Source organism: Vibrio sp. 16, assembly GCF_963681195.1.
GTDB lineage: Bacteria > Pseudomonadota > Gammaproteobacteria > Enterobacterales > Vibrionaceae > Vibrio > Vibrio sinaloensis_D.
In genome coordinates this window covers 1,337,715-1,355,050 of sequence record NZ_OY808997.1, presented here as the reverse complement: position 1 = coordinate 1,355,050, position 17,336 = coordinate 1,337,715, and the positions used below count along the sequence as shown (strand labels likewise).

Annotated in this window: 14 protein-coding genes; 9 read left to right on the top strand and 5 right to left on the bottom strand. The window is 46.6% G+C overall.

The features are described from left to right. Window positions 1-31: 31 nt before the first annotated feature. From lpoB to U9J37_RS05945, 4 genes are all read left to right on the top strand, one after another. Complete coding sequence (gene lpoB, locus U9J37_RS05960; protein WP_005474953.1) at window positions 32-622, top strand: penicillin-binding protein activator LpoB; 591 nt, start codon at window positions 32-34, stop codon at window positions 620-622. A gap of 18 nt (window positions 623-640) precedes the next feature. After that, window positions 641-1,495, top strand: coding sequence for a phosphotransferase (locus tag U9J37_RS05955; protein ID WP_039479745.1), 855 nt, complete (start codon window positions 641-643; stop codon window positions 1,493-1,495). A gap of 99 nt (window positions 1,496-1,594) precedes the next feature. Beyond that, window positions 1,595-2,137, top strand: coding sequence for an alpha/beta hydrolase YcfP (ycfP, locus tag U9J37_RS05950; protein ID WP_005475005.1), 543 nt, complete (start codon window positions 1,595-1,597; stop codon window positions 2,135-2,137). A gap of 406 nt (window positions 2,138-2,543) precedes the next feature. Continuing rightward, entirely contained in the window at window positions 2,544-3,833 is a 1,290-nt protein-coding gene (locus U9J37_RS05945) for an NAD(P)/FAD-dependent oxidoreductase (protein ID WP_005475002.1), read from the top strand. A 43-nt stretch (window positions 3,834-3,876) separates the two neighbouring features. On the opposite strand, the gene U9J37_RS05940 is transcribed toward U9J37_RS05945, so the two are convergent. From U9J37_RS05940 to U9J37_RS05925, 4 genes are all read right to left on the bottom strand, one after another. Beyond that, window positions 3,877-4,413 carry a GNAT family N-acetyltransferase gene (locus tag U9J37_RS05940; protein ID WP_005475016.1) on the bottom strand — a complete coding sequence of 179 codons (537 nt, stop codon included), beginning with the start codon at window positions 4,411-4,413 and terminating at the stop codon, window positions 3,877-3,879. A gap of 71 nt (window positions 4,414-4,484) precedes the next feature. Beyond that, window positions 4,485-5,279, bottom strand: coding sequence for a peptidoglycan binding protein CsiV (locus U9J37_RS05935; RefSeq protein ID WP_005474976.1), 795 nt, complete (start codon window positions 5,277-5,279; stop codon window positions 4,485-4,487). Window positions 5,280-5,331: 52 nt separating this feature from the next. Next, window positions 5,332-8,793 (bottom strand): transcription-repair coupling factor, encoded by a 3,462-nt coding sequence (gene mfd / locus U9J37_RS05930; RefSeq protein ID WP_005474929.1) that lies wholly within the window; start codon window positions 8,791-8,793, stop codon window positions 5,332-5,334. Window positions 8,794-8,803: 10 nt separating this feature from the next. Further along, on the bottom strand, window positions 8,804-9,370 hold the full coding sequence (locus tag U9J37_RS05925; RefSeq protein WP_005474998.1) for a hypothetical protein: 567 nt from the start codon (window positions 9,368-9,370) through the stop codon (window positions 8,804-8,806). Between the two features lie 165 nt (window positions 9,371-9,535). Here U9J37_RS05925 and lolC point away from each other — a divergent pair, with 165 nt between their 5' ends. Genes lolC through lolE form a run of 3 tightly spaced genes read left to right on the top strand, consistent with a single transcriptional unit; the run spans window position 9,536 to window position 12,669 of the window. Then, window positions 9,536-10,744, top strand: coding sequence for a lipoprotein-releasing ABC transporter permease subunit LolC (lolC, locus tag U9J37_RS05920; RefSeq protein WP_005474955.1), 1,209 nt, complete (start codon window positions 9,536-9,538; stop codon window positions 10,742-10,744). Continuing rightward, window positions 10,737-11,423 carry a lipoprotein-releasing ABC transporter ATP-binding protein LolD gene (gene lolD, locus U9J37_RS05915; protein WP_005474933.1) on the top strand — a complete coding sequence of 229 codons (687 nt, stop codon included), beginning with the start codon at window positions 10,737-10,739 and terminating at the stop codon, window positions 11,421-11,423. Before lolC ends, lolD begins: the two co-directional genes overlap by 8 nt. 1 nt (window position 11,424) lies before the next feature. Continuing rightward, window positions 11,425-12,669 (top strand): lipoprotein-releasing ABC transporter permease subunit LolE, encoded by a 1,245-nt coding sequence (lolE, locus tag U9J37_RS05910; RefSeq protein ID WP_005474975.1) that lies wholly within the window; start codon window positions 11,425-11,427, stop codon window positions 12,667-12,669. Window positions 12,670-12,773: 104 nt separating this feature from the next. Here lolE and U9J37_RS05905 read toward each other — a convergent pair whose 3' ends face one another. Next, the gene (locus U9J37_RS05905) at window positions 12,774-13,304 is read right to left on the bottom strand and encodes a DUF2062 domain-containing protein (RefSeq protein WP_005474996.1); all 531 of its coding nucleotides are present in this window, start codon (window positions 13,302-13,304) and stop codon (window positions 12,774-12,776) included. Between the two features lie 104 nt (window positions 13,305-13,408). Here U9J37_RS05905 and U9J37_RS05900 point away from each other — a divergent pair, with 104 nt between their 5' ends. Together U9J37_RS05900 and msbA are read left to right on the top strand one after the other, a co-directional pair. Beyond that, a complete protein-coding gene (locus U9J37_RS05900; protein WP_416200456.1) occupies window positions 13,409-15,553 on the top strand; it encodes a DNA internalization-related competence protein ComEC/Rec2 in 2,145 nt (714 codons plus the stop codon). Window positions 15,554-15,584: 31 nt separating this feature from the next. Beyond that, window positions 15,585-17,333 (top strand): lipid A ABC transporter ATP-binding protein/permease MsbA, encoded by a 1,749-nt coding sequence (gene msbA / locus U9J37_RS05895; protein WP_043887266.1) that lies wholly within the window; start codon window positions 15,585-15,587, stop codon window positions 17,331-17,333. The last annotated feature ends 3 nt before the right edge of the window (window positions 17,334-17,336 follow it).

The following is a 17,336-nucleotide window of genomic DNA, read 5'->3' as shown; positions in this document are numbered from 1 at the left end:
ATAAATTTCAAGGAAATTTAAGGAACCAAGAATGAAAAAAAGTGTTATCGCACTGCTTGGCTTAGCTGTCATCTTAGGCGGGTGTTCAAACAAAGTTACTTACGGTGATGCACAAGCTGTTGAAACCACAACCATTGATTTTGGTTCGACGGACTTGCAAAAAATTGCTGGTGAAATGGTCGATAGTATGATGATGTCTGGCTCTGTGGCAGCGATTACCCGTGACGCACGCCCAATCGTATTCGTTGAGCGTATCAAAAACAAAACCAGCGAGCATATTGATACAGAATCAATCACAGACAGCATCAGCACTAAGATGTTGAACTCAGGTAAGTTCCGTTTTGTTGATATGGACCGTGTCGAGTCAGTTCGTGATCAACTTAATTTCCAAAACAATGATGAGCTTGTAAACCAAAGCACAGCGATTCAGTTTGGTAAAATGGTGGGTGCTCAGTACATGTTGTACGGAAACCTATCTAGCATCGCGAAAAATGCTGGTAGTGACAAAGACGTTTACTACAAGATGACGATGCGTTTGATGGATCTCGAAACTGGCCTGATCGAATGGGCAGACGAGACTGAAATTCGCAAACAAGAATCAAAGAGCCTTATTGGGTTCTAATAAACAATGAGGTGATTTATGGCAAGGATGTCGTGGCATGAAGCGTGTCAGCTAGATTCGTCACTGCTGAGTCTAGATCACTTCTTTGAATTACCTCCGGAATACGCGCAGACGCTGACCGGAGGTCTAACAAACCGCTGTTGGAAGATCGTTATTTCTCGCAGCGAGGCATATGTCTGGCGTCCCAACACTCCTATCACCAAAGCGTTTTCTATCTCCCGCTTCCAAGAGTACCAAATCCTTAATGCGATCCAAGACGCTCACATAGCGCCAAAAGCGATTCACATTAATGACCAAGGACTGTTGGTTGACTGGATTGAAGGTGAATCTCTTACTGACCAGCTCAGCATTGATTCATTGCTTAAGACCATGGTTAAAATCCATAGTTTGGATACAAACCGAATTCCTGTTGCTCCGTTTAATTTTACCGCTCGAGTCGACCATTACTGGATGTTGCTTCGTGATGACTTAAAACTGGCATCGTATCAGCAAGTTTACCAACAATGGCGAAACGCTCCGAGTTTGGCTGATATCGGTACTACTCTGTGTCACTTTGATCTGGCTGGCTACAATATGGTTCACACTCAAGATGGCCACAAGGTGATTGATTGGGAGTATGCGGCAATCGCGGACCCAAGGCTTGATCTAACTCTTAGTATTGATGTCATGGACGAGAAGCCTTTGGAAACTGTTTATCGATATTGTCAGCTGCGCCAGATCGAGGGCGTGGACGATTGGGTTGAAGGGGTGATGGCTTGGAAACCGAGAGCGACGATGATGGCCATGCTTTGGTATTTGCTGGCTTACCAGTTGTGGGGTGATGAACAATATTTAACCCAAGCTGAAAAAATACTCGACTCATTTTGCAGCTAAGATCACTGTTTGGTGGTCCGCGTTGACTAATCTATGTTTACGTTCTTTTAAACCCTAGTTTTCATGGTAGATTGAATCGACAAGGAGCGGGGGAGTTCTATGATTATTTATTTACACGGCTTTGACTCAACAAGCCCAGGCAATCATGAAAAAGTATTGCAGTTGCAATTTATTGATGACGACGTGCGCTTTATTAACTACAGCACGTTGCACCCAAAGCATGATATGCAACATCTATTAAAAGAAGTTAACAAAGTGATCGAGCAGTCTGAGGATCCAAACCCCATTATCTGTGGTGTAGGCCTTGGCGGTTATTGGTCAGAAAGGGTCGGTTTTTTGTGCGGGATTAAACAAGTGATTTTCAACCCGAACCTGCATCCTGAAATCAATATGCAAGGGCGTATCGATCGCCCAGAAGAGTACGAAGACATCGCAACCAAGTGTGTTGAGAAGTTTCGAATGAAGAACAAGGCTCGTTGTTTGGTGGTGCTCTCTAAAGAGGATGAAGTCCACGACAACTCAAAAACGGCATCAGAGTTAGAAGACTACTACGACATCATCTGGGATGAGACTCAGACGCATAAGTTTAAAAAAATCTCTCAGCATCTACAAACCATGAAAGCGTTCAAAGAAGCAAACTGATAGATAAAGCTAAGTCGTTTCAACAGAGCGGTGAGGGAAACCTTACCGCTTTTTTCTTGTTCAATTGATTCTATTCCTTACAAATTCAGGTGGTATAAACGCAATCTTTAGTTGCGAAGCGAATTTTGGCCCTTATAATGTCTGAATTACAAATTATTTGATAAATATCAAAAAAAATTGAGAGTAAGTCCGAAACTTACCCAATATTTGCGGCGCATGTTATCCAGCCGTGTTGAGTCATTCGACTCCTTTATCCAATTAGCGTGTCGTATAAAAACGAAGCCTCTACGGGCCCGCAAAATGTAAGACTGAGACAACTCAGCGATTGGCCCAAAAAGAACAGAATTTAATCAGTATGAGTCATCATGCTGATACATATTATTTAACTTTTTAGAGGAATGTAGCTGTGACACGAATTATCGTTGTAGGCGGCGGTGCAGGCGGTTTAGAGCTTGCAACCAAGCTGGGTCGCACATTGGGCCGCAAAGGGCGCGCTAAAGTCACCTTAGTGGATCGTAAAGCAAGTCACCTTTGGAAGCCTTTATTGCACGAAGTTGCAACTGGCTCGCTTGATGAAGGGGTTGATGCCCTCAGCTATCGCGCGCATGCTAAAAACCACCACTTTGACTTCCAGATGGGCAGTTTGGAAGATATCGATCGCGACCGTAAAGTGATTAAGCTTCACGAGTTGAAAGATGACAATGGCGAATTGTTGATGCCAAGTCGTGAGCTTGAATACGACATTCTTGTTATGGCTATTGGTTCTACGTCCAACGACTTCAACACGCCAGGTGTTCGTGACAACTGTATTTTCCTTGATAGTCCAGAACAAGCACATCGTTTCCGCACTGAAATGAACAACGAGTTCCTTAAACTGCACGCGAAAAATGGTAATGGTACTGTCGACATCGCAATCGTCGGTGCGGGTGCGACTGGTGTTGAGCTGTCTGCTGAACTTCACAATGCGGTCAAAGAGCTTCGTACTTACGGCTTTGGCGACCTTGACTCAAGCAAGCTAAACGTCAACTTAGTTGAAGCGGGTGAGCGTATTCTTCCGGCTTTGCCACCGCGTATTTCCAGTGCAGCTCACCAAGAGCTAACGAAACTGGGCGTTAATGTCCGCACCGCAACTATGGTGACTCAAGCTGATAAAGACGGCTTAACAACCAAAGATGGTGAAAAAATCCCGGCGCAGATCATGGTTTGGGCTGCTGGTATTAAAGCGCCAGATTTCATCAAGGACATCGCAGGTCTTGAGACGAACCGCATTAACCAGTTAGTAGTGAAAGAGACTCTACAAACCACTCGCGATGACGATATTTTTGTCATCGGTGACTTGGCTCAGTGCACGCAAGCGGATGGTTCATTTGTGCCTCCTCGTGCTCAAGCGGCGCACCAGATGGCAAGTTGTGCGTTTTCAAACATCGTCGCTAAACTGAATGGTCGCGATCTCAAAGCCTACATCTATAAAGATAAAGGGTCATTGGTTTCACTGAGCCGATTCTCTACTGTTGGTAGCCTGATGGGGAACCTAACCAAAGGTTCAATGATGGTAGAAGGTCGTATCGCGCGTGTCGTGTATATCTCGCTATATCGTTTACACCAAATGGCGCTGCATGGCATGTTTAAGACTGGTCTTATCATCCTAATGGGGCGTATTAACCGAGTTCTTCGACCGAACTTGAAGCTTCATTAATTCAGTATTTTTCGTACAAGAGCGCTTAACCAGCGCTCTTTTTTTATGGAGTGATGGAATACACCAATCCATCTCGAGGCTTGCCTGAATAGAGATAGCGATTCCGTGCTCTGGCTTCAAATGTGGCGCCACAGCGTAGAGCAAGTTGCTGGCTCGGGACATTGTCAGGGTCACAGACGATTTCAACTCGCGTCACTTTCAGCTGCTCAAAGCAAAATGTGATGAGCCCTTCAAGCGCTTCCTGAGCGTACCCATTGTGTTGAAAGCGGTCTCCTAGCCAATAGCCCAAACTCACCATGTTGAAGGTATGGTAAAGCTCATTGATTGCGACCATGCCCATCAAGCAATTGTCGCTTCGGCGGTAGACACCAAACCCATATGCTTCGGACTTTACCCAGTTTAGGCGCGTTGCGAGTAGGAATTTTTCTGTTTGCTCAGCAGAAAAGCTGGCTTCACACCAATCTATCCACTGGTGCAAACTTGGGGATTCAGTCACGCAGCGTCGCAGTGCGTCAGCATCTTCCTGAGGAATGAGTTTTAACTCGAGACGCGGTGTAATAATGCAGTAATCTGGCGTCATTTCACTTCTCAATGATAGCAAAACAGCCCAAGCGGGCTGTTTTGTTGTTCGGTACTTAGAGACACTTTAGGCTATTGATTAACTCTGCGAACCTGAATGATCACGCCCATCAGTGGGTGATCGAGGTAATGGGTTTCGGTACTACGCATACGTCGTTTTTGGTCGAAACGATAGCTCTTTAGGAACTCCTGTTTCTCGATCGTCGGCGACACTTGCTCCATAAAGCCCGCTTCAACAGTGCTATTGGTTGCTGCTTGCTCGCCTTGAGCAGTCACTTCTGTGGTACTTGGCTCAATATCAATCGGGTCTTGCAGTACAACTTCACGTACGCTTGGCGACTTTAAGTCTAGCTCAACATCGGCATACAAATAATGTTCAACGTAAATTTGAAGTTTGCCATCAAGCTCGTAAAGCGGTTTTGGAATGCTCGTTTCCGTTACGCCATCTATGACTTCTTTTGCTTGTTTCGAACCAATTCTGTTACCTTCGGCATCGAAAATATTGGAATAGTCTTTACCCGCTTGAATATGGAAGGTAGGCGCTGAAAGTCGGCCTCTATCACCTTGACGCCAAGCCTTGTGTAGCAACACTTCAAAGCCCGCATGCTTTTTAAGCTTCGTTACTTCGTTATTCAGTTTATACGACGAGTAAGGCAGCATTTGCACGCCTTTACGCGCTCGGTAACTTGAGTCAGCAAACGTGCCTGTTCCGTCTAACGAAATGGCAGGTTGGCTATCAGGCCAAGATTCTGCCGTTTGCTCTGGATTCACAGAACGTTTAAAAACAACCACTTCGATGTCAAATTGTCGCTGCGCCCAAGAAGGCAGAGCAACAAAGAAGAGTAACAGTGGAATCAGCTTTTTCATTACAACTCCATAATTCGGTGCAATCACCGTGGAAAATTAATCAGCCTTATCGTTAGGCTTTTGGTAAAAGGTTCTGTTGGAACTCACCCAACATATCGCCAATAAATTGGATTCTTTTGCGTCTATCGACCAATGGTACCGTAAACTTAAACTTAGTGGGTCCTTCCATGGCAAATTTTTGTGGCTGGGACTGCAATAGTTTAACCAGATACATTGGGTTAATGTCAGCGTCCGGATAGAACTCGATATAACCGCCTTTGTCATGCGCTTCAATCTTCTTCACTTTGAGATCAGCAGCGATAAGCTTCAGTTCAGCAACAGAGAGTAAGTTTTTGGCAGCATCAGGAAGCAAACCGAAGCGATCAATTAACTCAACCTTGAGGTCATCGAGCTCTTGTTTACTTTCAACACTCGCGATTTGTTTGTACATCGATAGACGAGTATTGATGTCTGGTATGTAGTCATCAGGAAGCAGTGCGGGTAAGCGCATTTCAACTTCTGTCTGCTCTCTTAAGAGATCATCGAGTGATGGCTCTTTACCTTCTTTGAGTGCTTCGACTGCTTGCTCAAGCATCTCCATGTAGAGCGTGAAGCCGATGGACTGAATTTGCCCGCTTTGCTCATCACCTAATAACTCACCAGCCCCACGAATTTCTAAGTCGTGAGTTGCCAATGTAAAGCCTGCGCCAAGATCTTCCAGTGAGGCAATGGCATCAAGACGCTTAATTGCATCTTTTGTCATCGCTTTAGGATGTGGAGTAAGCAAGTATGCGTAGGCTTGATGATGTGAACGACCCACACGACCACGCAGCTGATGAAGCTGTGCCAGACCTAAGTTGTCAGCGCGATCCATGATGATGGTATTGGCCGTTGGTACATCGATACCCGTCTCAATGATTGTGGTACATACCAACAAGTTAAAACGTTGGTGGTAGAAATCATTCATGATGCGTTCGAGTTCGCGCTCTCGCATTTGACCATGGGCGACCGTCACGCGCGCTTCGGGAATCAACTTCTCCAAATCTGCGGCCACTTTCTCGATGGTTTCTACCTGATTGTGTAGGAAGTAAACTTGGCCACCGCGCATAATTTCACGTAAGACCGCTTCGCGAATAACGGCATCATCACTTTGCCGAACGAAGGTTTTGATCGCCAGGCGTCGGGCTGGTGGCGTTGCGATTATAGATAGATCGCGCATTCCACTCATTGCCATGTTGAGTGTTCGCGGAATCGGTGTCGCCGTTAGGGTCAGAATGTCGACATCAGCACGCATGGCTTTCATTTTTTCTTTCTGACGTACCCCAAAGCGGTGCTCCTCATCAACGATCAGCAGGCCGAGATCTTTGAACTTGATGTCATTAGACAATAGCTTGTGAGTACCGACCACCAAGTCAACTTTTCCTTCCTCAATGTCTTGGAGAACTTGCTTTTGCTCTTTCGCGGTTTTAAAGCGCGAGAGAACTTCAACACGGATTGGAAGGTTAGCGAAGCGATCACGGAAGTTCTCAAAATGTTGCTGAGCGAGCAGTGTTGTTGGAACAAGTACTGCGACTTGTTTGCCGTTGTCGGTAGCGAGAAACGCTGCACGCATCGCGACTTCCGTTTTGCCAAACCCGACATCACCACACACCAATCGGTCCATGGCTTTAGCTTGGCACATATCCGACATAACGGCGTTAATGGCCATTTTCTGGTCGTCGGTCTCTTCAAAGGGGAATCCTGCTTTGAAGGTTGCGTACTGGCCACGATCAAGCTCAAACTTGTAACCGGGCTTGAGTTCGCGCTTGGCGTACACATCCAAAAGTTCAGCCGCTACATCTCGGACTTTTTCTGCGGCTTTACGCCTTGCTTTAGCCCAGGCTTCACCACCCAGTTTATGAAGTGGCGCGCTCTCTTCGGCGCCACCAGAATAGCGGCTAATCAGGTTGAGAGAGGCGACTGGAACATACAGTTTCGCGTCGTTTTGGTATTCAAGCGTCACGTACTCGGTGGTCATGCCGCCTGCTTCGAGAGTTTGCAGACCAATGTAGCGGCCAATACCGTGATCAATGTGAACGACAGGTTGACCTGGCTTGAGCTCAGCTAAGTTACGAATGACAGCGTCACTGTTGGTGGTCTTACGGTCTTTGCGGCGACGTTGTATTACACGATCGCCGAGCAAATCACTTTCACAAATCAGCGCAACTTGGCTGTCTCCATAGAGGAAACCATGTTCAGCGGCACCTAGTACCAGCGAAAACTTATCTTTGCCGACAAGAGCACTTTTAAAGTTAGGGTACTCGATAGGGCGAAGCTTTATGCGTTGCAGCAGTTCAAGTAACGCTTCTCGGCGCCCCTCTGATTCCACCGAAAAGACAATCTTACCCGTGTAGTTTTCACTGAACTGGCGCAACGCAGCCATCGGTTCCTTGTTTTGGTGCTGGACGGCTAAATCAGGCAAGGGTTGAACACTTGGGTTGACTCGACCCTGTTTCTCAACGATTGCATCGCTGGAGAGCAAGAGGTGCGGAAGCTGCTTAATATGGCTAAACAGCTCGTCTTTCTTTAACCACAACTCGTCTGGAGGCAAGAGAGGACGAAGCGGGTCCACTTTTCTTTGGTCATAGCGGTAATCAACATCGGCGAGGAAGGTTTCAATCGCAGACTCAATATCCCCAACGGTAATGATCTGACTGTCATCCGCAATGTAATCAAAGAGCGTCTCTGTTTGTTCAAAAAAGAGCGGCTGCCAATATTCGATACCGGCTGGCCATGTTCCTTTTGAAACTTGCATATAGACGGATTCAGGTTCGCGTCTTGCTTCAAAGCGTTGACGCCAACGGATTCTAAAATCTTCAATCGCGCTTTCTGTGGTTGGAAATTCATGAGCGGGAAGGAGTCTAATCTCTTGGACATCATCGATGGAGCGTTGATTTTCAGGATCAAAGGTACGAATCGTATCAATTTCATCATCGAAGAAGTCAATTCGAAATGGGTCATTGGAACCCATAGGGAAGAGATCGAGAATAGATCCTCGACTTGCGTATTCACCTGGGCCGAAGACCTGATCAACGTTTCGATAGCCAGACTTCTCTAACTGCATACGCAGCTTCTCAAGTGAGAACAGATCACCGACTTTCACCATCAAGGTATGTTGCATCAAATAGTCACGCGGAGACTGTCTTTGCAGCAGCGTGCTCACGGGCACGATGGTGATACCCCTGCTCAGTGTTGGCAGTTGGTACAAACGTGCGATGCGATCGGAAATGATTTCTTGATGCGGTGAAAAGTTGTCGTACGGCAAGGTCTCCCAATCTGGGAAAAGTGCGACATCTTGGTCGGTAAACTGTTCGATTTCTTGGAGCAACTTGAGCGCGGTTTGAGGATCAGGTACCGCCAATAAGGTATGGCTAGTGTGCTGATCGGCAAGCTCTGCTATTGCGAGCGCTAGGCTAGCGCCTTGTAGATTACCGACGTGTTTTTTATCTCCGGCTCCGGTTGCGTTAGCCAGATGGAAAAGAGTGCTATCAGACATAGTGGTGTGTTTATTTGTCTCGATTCAGTGAACGCTGACGCAGCATTTTTTGCTGCTGATAGAGTGCGGCTTTGATTAATAGATCTTCGTCTATATCACGTAAGCGGTCATATTTAATGGTGACTAAAAACTGCTCATCTTGCGCTTCGCACTCTACAACATGGCCATAACTGTATATCGCTGCGGCAGGATGATCCAAAAATAGCTTGGCTCTCACGGTCTGATCGACGCTCAGTGGCGTGGGAGTGAGATAACGAAATAAGCTCGCGCCAAAGGAGACAGTTTGGTGGCGGTAAGTTTCGTTATCTTGCTGGGAGAGCATAAACGTGAGAAGCAAGTTTAGCTTTGAATTTTGGGTATCTAGAAGTTCGATGACGTGTTTAAAGTCACTGTTGTTTAGCTCAGAACGGGCGCTGTCGTTGAGTAAATCAAGTTGACTGAACTCGCTGGCGACCAAAAAAGGCGCGGGAATTTCACTTTCAAATTGTTCATAAGTAGGCAGGGATTGCCCTTGTGCTAACGGCTCTACGTTAACCGTCATTCGATGATGAACGGTGAAATATTCTTGATCAGGCATTCTGAGTTTCCTTTAACTAACACCTTGATTATCGTCATACCACGCAAGTAATCAAGGTATGTCATTGTTTATCACATATTTTGACGACTTATTAGCAATTAAGGGCTACAACCCAGAGCGATAAATCGGTACATTACCCGCTATCAAACATTATTGGTTTATTTTATGTTTCATCCGGTTTCAGCCTTTATCGGCTTGCGTTACCTAAGAGGGCGCTCCGGCGATAGATTCAGTCGATTTGTTTCTTATATGTCTACGGCGGGTATCACGATCGGTGTGATGTCGTTGGTGACGGTTCTTTCTGTTATGAATGGGTTTGAAGCTCAGCTCAAGAGTCGCATCCTTGGCGTTTTGCCGCAAGCCATCGTATCAGAAGTTGATGGTAAGACTCATCGCCAAGGTGTTGCCCCAGAATTTGTCTCTGAGCTCTCTACAGCGGCACATCCAGAGCCGATCGTGCAATCTGAAGCGGTTATCCAAAGCGCTTCGCAACTTAGTGCTGGGCTTTTGATTGGCATTAAACCGAGCGATCATGACCCGATAGAAGACCATATGATTGCAGGCCGACTTGCTGCGATGGAAGCAGGCCAATATCAGCTTTTCATTGGCCACACTTTAGCGCGGTCAATGGACGTCTCCGTTGGCGACAAAGTGCGTTTGATGGTCACCAGTGCTAGCCAGTTTACTCCACTTGGACGAATGCCTAGCCAACGTATTTTTACGATTGCGGGTATATACAACACAGGCTCTGATGTCGATGGGCTATTGATGCTTACCCACATCGATGACGCCGCGAAACTCAATCGAATGAAAAACGATACCATGACTGGCTGGCGTTTGTTCTTCAATGACCCTTTTGTGGTGGCGCAGTTGAGTGAGCAACCATTGCCAAAGGGTTGGCAATGGCAAGATTGGCGAGATCAGCGCGGTGAACTTTTCCAAGCCGTGAGAATGGAAAAAAATATGATGGGCTTGATGTTGGGGCTTATTGTTGGCGTTGCCGCGTTCAACATTATCTCGGCGCTGATAATGGTCGTCATGGAGAAGCAATCTGAAGTGGCGATACTCAAAACCCAAGGCATGTCGGACAACCAAGTGCTCACCATCTTCATGGTACAAGGTGCAAGTAGTGGCGTGATTGGCGCGCTGTTTGGTGGTGGTCTAGGTGTGCTGCTTGCCTCTAATTTGAACACACTACTGGAGAGCGCAGGAATCGCGCTTTTCTCTGTTGGTGGCGAGTTACCTGTGTTAATCAACCCTTTGCAAATTTCGATCGTTGTCGTGTTGGCGATTGCACTCAGCCTGCTTGCGACATTGTTCCCTTCTTACCGTGCATCTTCTGTTAAACCGGCCGAGGCTTTGAGATATGAGTAACCTTCTTCAGTGTCACAACATTTGTAAAACGTACCGAGAAGGCGCGTTGGATACTCAGGTATTAAAAGGCGTGAGCTTCGAGCTTAAAAAAGGTGAGTTGGCTTCGATCATTGGTTCTTCCGGATCTGGTAAGAGTACGTTACTCCATATATTGGGCGCACTTGATGATGCAACAGAAGGCAGCGTGAGTTTTCTTGGTCAAGATCTGGCGAATTTGAGTTCAAATAAACAGGCAAAATTGCGTAACCGCCACTTGGGTTTTGTCTATCAGTTTCACCACCTGCTTGCCGATTTCAGTGCCCTTGAAAATGTGGCGATGCCTTTGCTTATTGGCGGCGAAAAAGTCGCCGATGCAAAAGCTAAAGCGCAAGCACTACTGGAAAAAGTGGGGTTAAGTCATCGAGTTGATCATCGACCAGCTGAGCTTTCTGGCGGTGAGCGTCAGCGTGTTGCGATTGCGAGAGCCTTGGTGAACAGTCCGGATCTTGTTCTTGCCGATGAACCGACGGGTAATTTGGATCATAAAACCGCTCTGTCTATCTATGATTTGATGCGAGAGTTAAATCGAGAGTCTGGGACGGCCTTTTTAGTCGTGACGCATGATGGTGAACTGGCGAGCAAAATGGATCGCCAACTGCATATGCAAGATGGTCTACTGCTCAATGTCGAGGAGGCTTAGTTTGTTCTCTTCTTTATCACTTTTTATTGGTGGCCGATTTAGCCGCGCCAAGCAGCGCAACAAAATGGTGTCGTTTATTTCTTTGTCATCCACCATCGGTATCACCGTCGGGGTCGCTGTGATCATTATTGGTCTCTCTGCGATGAACGGCTTTGAGCGAGAGCTAAAAGATCGTGTTTTATCGGTGATTTCTCACGGAGAATTTGAAGGGGTTCGCGGGCCGATTCAAGAGTGGAAATCGGTGATTCAACAGTCCCAATTGCACCCTAAAGTGGAAGCGGCGGCGCCGTTCGTGAAGCTAACCGCATTGGCGGAAAAAGGGCAACAGCTTAAAGCGATAGAGGTTCGTGGGGTTGATCCTAAACTGGAATCGAAGGTGTCTAATCTTAGTCATTACATTGATTCAGACGTATGGCAGCAGTTTACCCCCGGAAAGAAACAAGTGATTTTGGGTAAGGGTATCGCAGACCTGTTGAACGTGAATGTCGGGGATTTTCTGACCCTGATGATCCCAACTAGCGGTGCGACGACCAAAGTGCAAGCCCCAAAGCGCGTCCGAGTTCAAGTCGCTGGATTGTTAACGCTCAATGGCCAGATTGACCATAGCTTGGCGTTGGTGCCCCTCGAAGATGCGCAGCTTTATGCCAAATTGGGTTCGGCGGTGTCGGGAGTCGCGTTGAAAGTAACCGATGTGTTAGATGCAACCCAAATTATACGCGAAGTAGGAAACACGCTAGATGAGTACGTTTACCTTCGTAGTTGGCAGCAAAAATATGGATTTCTTTACCGAGATATTCAACTGGTCAGAACCATTATGTATCTAGTGATGGTGCTGGTTATTGGTGTGGCAAGTTTTAATATCGTGTCAACATTAATGATGGCGGTGAAAGATCGTGCCTCAGAGATCGCGATTTTACGCACTATGGGAGCAACAGATGGTCTAGTGAAACGTATCTTTGTCTGGCAGGGGGTATTTTCCGGCGTGTTGGGCAGTATTGTCGGTAGTGTTATTGGCGTATTGATCGCGTTCAATTTGACTGAGTTGATAAAAGGATTAGAGGGCTTGATTGGTCATCAGTTCTTATCGGGAGACATTTACTTTGTCGATTTTTTACCTTCTCAGGTCAATCTTGCCGATGTGATCTTGGTATCTTTGACCGCCATCGTTCTTAGCCTACTGGCCACTTGGTATCCTGCCTCTCGAGCGAGCAAGTTAAACCCCGCTGCGGTGCTAAGCTCGAAATAATTGTTCTCTAATGAAAAAGGACCGTAAAGGTCCTTTTTCATACATATCATTTTTATCAGTTACATCTGGCTTTGTGAGTCGCTGTAAAGTGTTGGTTCGCCACTTTACTTCTTCAACAGCCCACCTAATCTTATTTTTCGCTTCTGCCAGCTTCGGACTACGGAATATCGCCAAAGTGCTTTAATACCGAAAAATCCAACTATCGCCGAGACCACCCCGCAAATTAAGCACCCAAGTAGAAACGGGGGACCAATGGTGTTCATTTGGTGGAGAATAAATTCCCAAGACAATTCAAAATGGAACGGTTGAGGTGGAACATGCATCACCCAAGCGCCGACTTTGTAAGCAAAGTAGAAAAGGACCGGCATGGTAATTGGGTTACTGACCCAAACCAGTGCGACAGACAGAGGCAGATTGACACCACACGCAATGGCGAGACCAGCCGACATGATCATTTGGCTAGGAAGCGGAACAAACGCCATAAATAGTCCAACTGCGAACGCGCCTGCCGCTGAACGACGGTTGAGGCACCAAAGATTGGGGTTGTACAGCACGTTGCCAAAGATTTTGAGTGCTTTTTGACGCTTAATGACTTCGTGGTCTGGCATAAAGCGTTTGATGAACTTTCTTGGCATTGGGGACTATGACTCTCTACTTAAATTACTGGACGCTTGCTTCGTACTCTTTGGTTATCGTCTCCGCCATGTATTGGACGAGGATGCCAAGCTGGTATTGGGTATTGCCGTGTATTGGCTTGATTGCCTTATCGCTGTGCAATCGAAAATATTCCTTTTTATTCGGATTATCTCTTGCCTGCTTGGTGGTGCTGATACACGGAAATCTTGTCCGCCATAATACCGATGAGCTTTTTAAAGCAGGTTCGGATATTACCATAAATGCACAGGTTGACAGCTTTTTTAAACAAATAAGTCACGGCTTTCACGGAACAGCAGTGGTTAGATCAATTAATGGCGAAAAGTTGTTCGCCTATGAGCAGCCAACGGTTTGGGTTACGTCGCCAATTGCATTAAGTTTAGGTCAGGTTATTAGTAGCAAAGTGTCCTTGCAGCCTATATCCGGGCAATTTAATGAAACGGGTTTTGATAAAGAGCGCTACGCGTACGCTCAAGGCATCCTTGGTCACGCTAAGATAAAAAACAGCTCTAGCTTTTGGGTTATCGATAAAGGCTCGTTGAGGGAAAGGCTGTTTCAGACGATCTCGGCTCATACACTCTCTACTGTCAATCAAGGTCTGATCCTTGCTCTTCTTTTTGGCTCCCGCGATAAAATTCCTGACAGTGTTAATCAACAACTGCAGCACAGTGGGTTAAGTCATCTGGTTGCGATATCCGGTCTACATATAGGGATCATGTTTTCATTTGGTTGGGCCGTTGGTCGCCTACTATTAGTTGCTTCGCCGAAAATGACCAACGCGCCTATTTTTATAGGGGCGGTGATTGCATTTGGTTATGCCTACCTTGCTGGATTCTCGATTCCAACGGTAAGAGCTTTGATCATGTGTTTATTGATGTGCAGTCAGGTTTTAATTCGAACACACCTTTCTAAACTCAGTCGATGGTTAATGGTCTTGGCGTTTTTATTAACGCTATGGCCTCAGTCTGCTCTGGACCCAAGCCTTTGGTTATCAATGTATGCCGTGGCTGCGATACTACTGTTTCTCTCTATTCGCTCGACCTATCGCCACGGTGTTGTGAACAATGTATTGATGCAGACCTTCATCGTGATATGCATGAGCCTTCCTGTTTCTGTGGTATTTGGAGGGATAAGCATCAGCGCAATTGGGTACAATTTAGTCTTTGTCCCATGGTTTTCGTTTGTCGTCATGCCAGCCACGTTCATCGCCGCAGTGGTCTCATTGTTTGGTTACGTTGACGCTACGATTTGGGGAATGGTTGATTGGGCGTTATCTGTCGTCGTGGCGTCAAGCGCATGGGCGGGAGATTCCTGGTTTTCTCTGTCCAGCCAAGAGGTCACTATCCTAATAGTGTTGGCGTGTTTTATTTTTATGCTCCCTTGGTTGACTCGTTTTGGGATCGTTCTTTTTGCGCTCACTTTCGTTTTAGTCACCGTGTCTTGGCGTCCGAAGCCTGATTGGCAGTTGAACATTCTCGATGTGGGTCATGGGCTGGCGATTTTGGCCGTGCAGGGAGAGCGAGCACTACTTTATGACACGGGCGCCGCATGGCAACAGTCAAACTATGCTGAGCAGTTGATTACGCCACTGATGGAAGCCAAAGGGATTGAGGTGCTGGACATTGTTGTGCTCAGTCATTTTGACAATGACCACGCAGGTGGGATAGGGGAGATTCTCCAACGTTGGCAACCGGAGCGGGTTATTGCAAGTCAGCCATTGAGTAATAGTCTCAACTGCATAGTGGGAGAAACGTGGCAATGGGGCGAGGTAGAGATACAAGCGCTCTGGCCTCCCAAAATTGTCGAGCGTGCCTACAATCCGCATTCTTGTGTTATCAAGTTGACTCATAAAGTGACCAAACAAAGTGTGTTGCTCACTGGTGATATTGAGCGAATTGCTGAGTGGATGTTGATTAGAAAACCTGACGCGCTCGCGTCCAATATCGTGATTGTTCCTCATCACGGCAGTAAAACATCGTCAACGGACTCATTTATTCAAGCAGCGAATCCTGATTTGGCTATCGCCTCCACCTCGTATCGTGGACGCTGGAATTTACCCAATCAAGAAGTGGTGGAACGCTATCGAACACAAGGTGCGGATTGGATAGATACCGGGCACTCTGGTCAAGTGGTGATTGATTTTTATCCAAGTGGACGTAATGTCGTTCAGTTGAGGGAGAGTAAAGGCCAAGCTTGGTATAGGCAGATGCTACGCAAGGGAGTAGAATAGGAAGATTATTGTAAGAAAAATAAGCCGTTTTATGTCAATCGATAAAGATGAAACTACGTGGAATACCTTTAAGCGCCTATGGACTTATATTCGCTTATACAAAAAGGGCCTCGTTGTTGCTGTTATAGCATTAGTGTTGAATGCTGTTGCTGATACTTATATGGTTTCTTTGCTAAAGCCTTTATTAGATGAAGGTTTTGGTAACGCAGAGTCTAATTTCCTTAAAATCCTTCCACTTATCATCCTCGGTGTGATGTTTGCTCGAGGCGTAACTAGTTTTGTTTCAACCTACTGTTTGAGCTGGGTGTCTGGCAACGTTGTTATGCAGATGCGGCGAATGATATTCAATCACTTCATGCACATGCCGGTGAGTTACTTTGATAAAGAAACCCCCGGGGCTTTGTTATCACGCATTACCTATGATTCTGAGCAAGTATCAGCAGCAACCAGTAAAGCGTTAGTGAGTATTGTCCGTGAAGGGGCAAGTATCATCGGCCTATTGGTTTTAATGTTCTGGAACAGTTGGCAGTTGTCTCTAGTTCTGCTCGTTGTCGCACCGGTCGTGGCTTGGGTGATTGGTATTGTTTCGAAGCGTTATCGTCGAATCAGTAAGAACATGCAAACGGCAATGGGTAAGGTCGCAGCGTCTGCAGAACAGATGCTGAAAGGCCACAAGGTGGTATTGAGCTATGGTGGCCATGAAATTGAGCGTGAGCGCTTCAATAAGGTGAGTAACCAAATGCGACAACAGTCAATGAAGTTTGTGACTGCGCATGCGATCGCGAACCCAGTGACGCAAATGATCGCATCTCTTGCCTTGGTAGCTGTACTTTTCCTTGCAAGTTTCGATGAGATCCGTAACCAGCTCACACCAGGTACATTCACGGTAATTTTCTCTGCGATGTTCGGCTTGATGCGCCCTCTGAAGGCAATCACCAATGTGGTTTCACAGTTTCAGCGCGGTATGGCAGCGAGCCAGACGCTGTTTGCTTTGATGGATATGGACACCGAGGTTGACAAGGGTCAGTACGAAGCCACTAAAGTGCGCGGCGACGTTGAAGTTAAAGATGTGACCTTTACATACCTTGGTAAAGAGAAGCCCGCGTTAAATCATGTCAGCTTTAAGATTCCACAGGGCAAGACCGTAGCGCTTGTTGGGCGATCGGGTTCGGGTAAGAGTACCATCGCCAACTTGTTTACTCGATTCTATGACTATGACTCTGGCAGTATTTTGCTTGATGGTCATGACATTCGTGACTACACACTCAGTAACTTGCGTTCCCATTTCGCACTCGTGTCACAAAACGTCCACCTATTCAACGATACGATCGCCAACAACATCGCGTATGCGACAAACGGTGAGTATAGCCGCGAGCAAATTGAGCACGCAGCAAAACTAGCGCATGCGATGGACTTCATTGAGAAGCTCGATGAAGGTTTGGATACTATGGTTGGCGAGAATGGTGCAAGCCTTTCTGGTGGTCAACGTCAACGTATTGCGATTGCCCGTGCCTTGCTACGTGATGCTCCGGTTCTGATTCTTGACGAAGCAACCTCGGCCTTGGATACCGAGTCTGAAAAAGCGATTCAATCAGCATTGGATGAGTTGCAAAAGAACAAGACGGTTCTCGTTATTGCCCACCGATTGTCGACTATCGAGAAAGCGGATGAAATCCTAGTGGTTGATGAAGGCGAAATCGTAGAACGTGGTGATCATCAGACGCTCATCGAAAAGGATGGGGCGTACGCTCAACTGCATAGAATTCAGTTTGGTGGTTAACCA

Bases quoted from the DNA above. Each gene is read 5' to 3' on its own strand.
- lpoB (WP_005474953.1), top strand. From the start codon at position 32: ATGAAAAAAAGTGTTATCGCACTGCTTGGCTTAGCTGTCATCTTAGGC.
- U9J37_RS05955 (WP_039479745.1), top strand. From the start codon at position 641: ATGGCAAGGATGTCGTGGCATGAAGCGTGTCAGCTAGATTCGTCACTG.
- ycfP (WP_005475005.1), top strand. From the start codon at position 1,595: ATGATTATTTATTTACACGGCTTTGACTCAACAAGCCCAGGCAATCAT.
- U9J37_RS05940 (WP_005475016.1), bottom strand. From the start codon at position 4,413: ATGACGCCAGATTACTGCATTATTACACCGCGTCTCGAGTTAAAACTC.
- U9J37_RS05935 (WP_005474976.1), bottom strand. From the start codon at position 5,279: ATGAAAAAGCTGATTCCACTGTTACTCTTCTTTGTTGCTCTGCCTTCT.
- mfd (WP_005474929.1), bottom strand. From the start codon at position 8,793: ATGTCTGATAGCACTCTTTTCCATCTGGCTAACGCAACCGGAGCCGGA.
- U9J37_RS05925 (WP_005474998.1), bottom strand. From the start codon at position 9,370: ATGCCTGATCAAGAATATTTCACCGTTCATCATCGAATGACGGTTAAC.
- lolC (WP_005474955.1), top strand. From the start codon at position 9,536: ATGTTTCATCCGGTTTCAGCCTTTATCGGCTTGCGTTACCTAAGAGGG.
- lolD (WP_005474933.1), top strand. From the start codon at position 10,737: ATGAGTAACCTTCTTCAGTGTCACAACATTTGTAAAACGTACCGAGAA.
- U9J37_RS05905 (WP_005474996.1), bottom strand. From the start codon at position 13,304: ATGCCAAGAAAGTTCATCAAACGCTTTATGCCAGACCACGAAGTCATT.
- msbA (WP_043887266.1), top strand. From the start codon at position 15,585: ATGTCAATCGATAAAGATGAAACTACGTGGAATACCTTTAAGCGCCTA.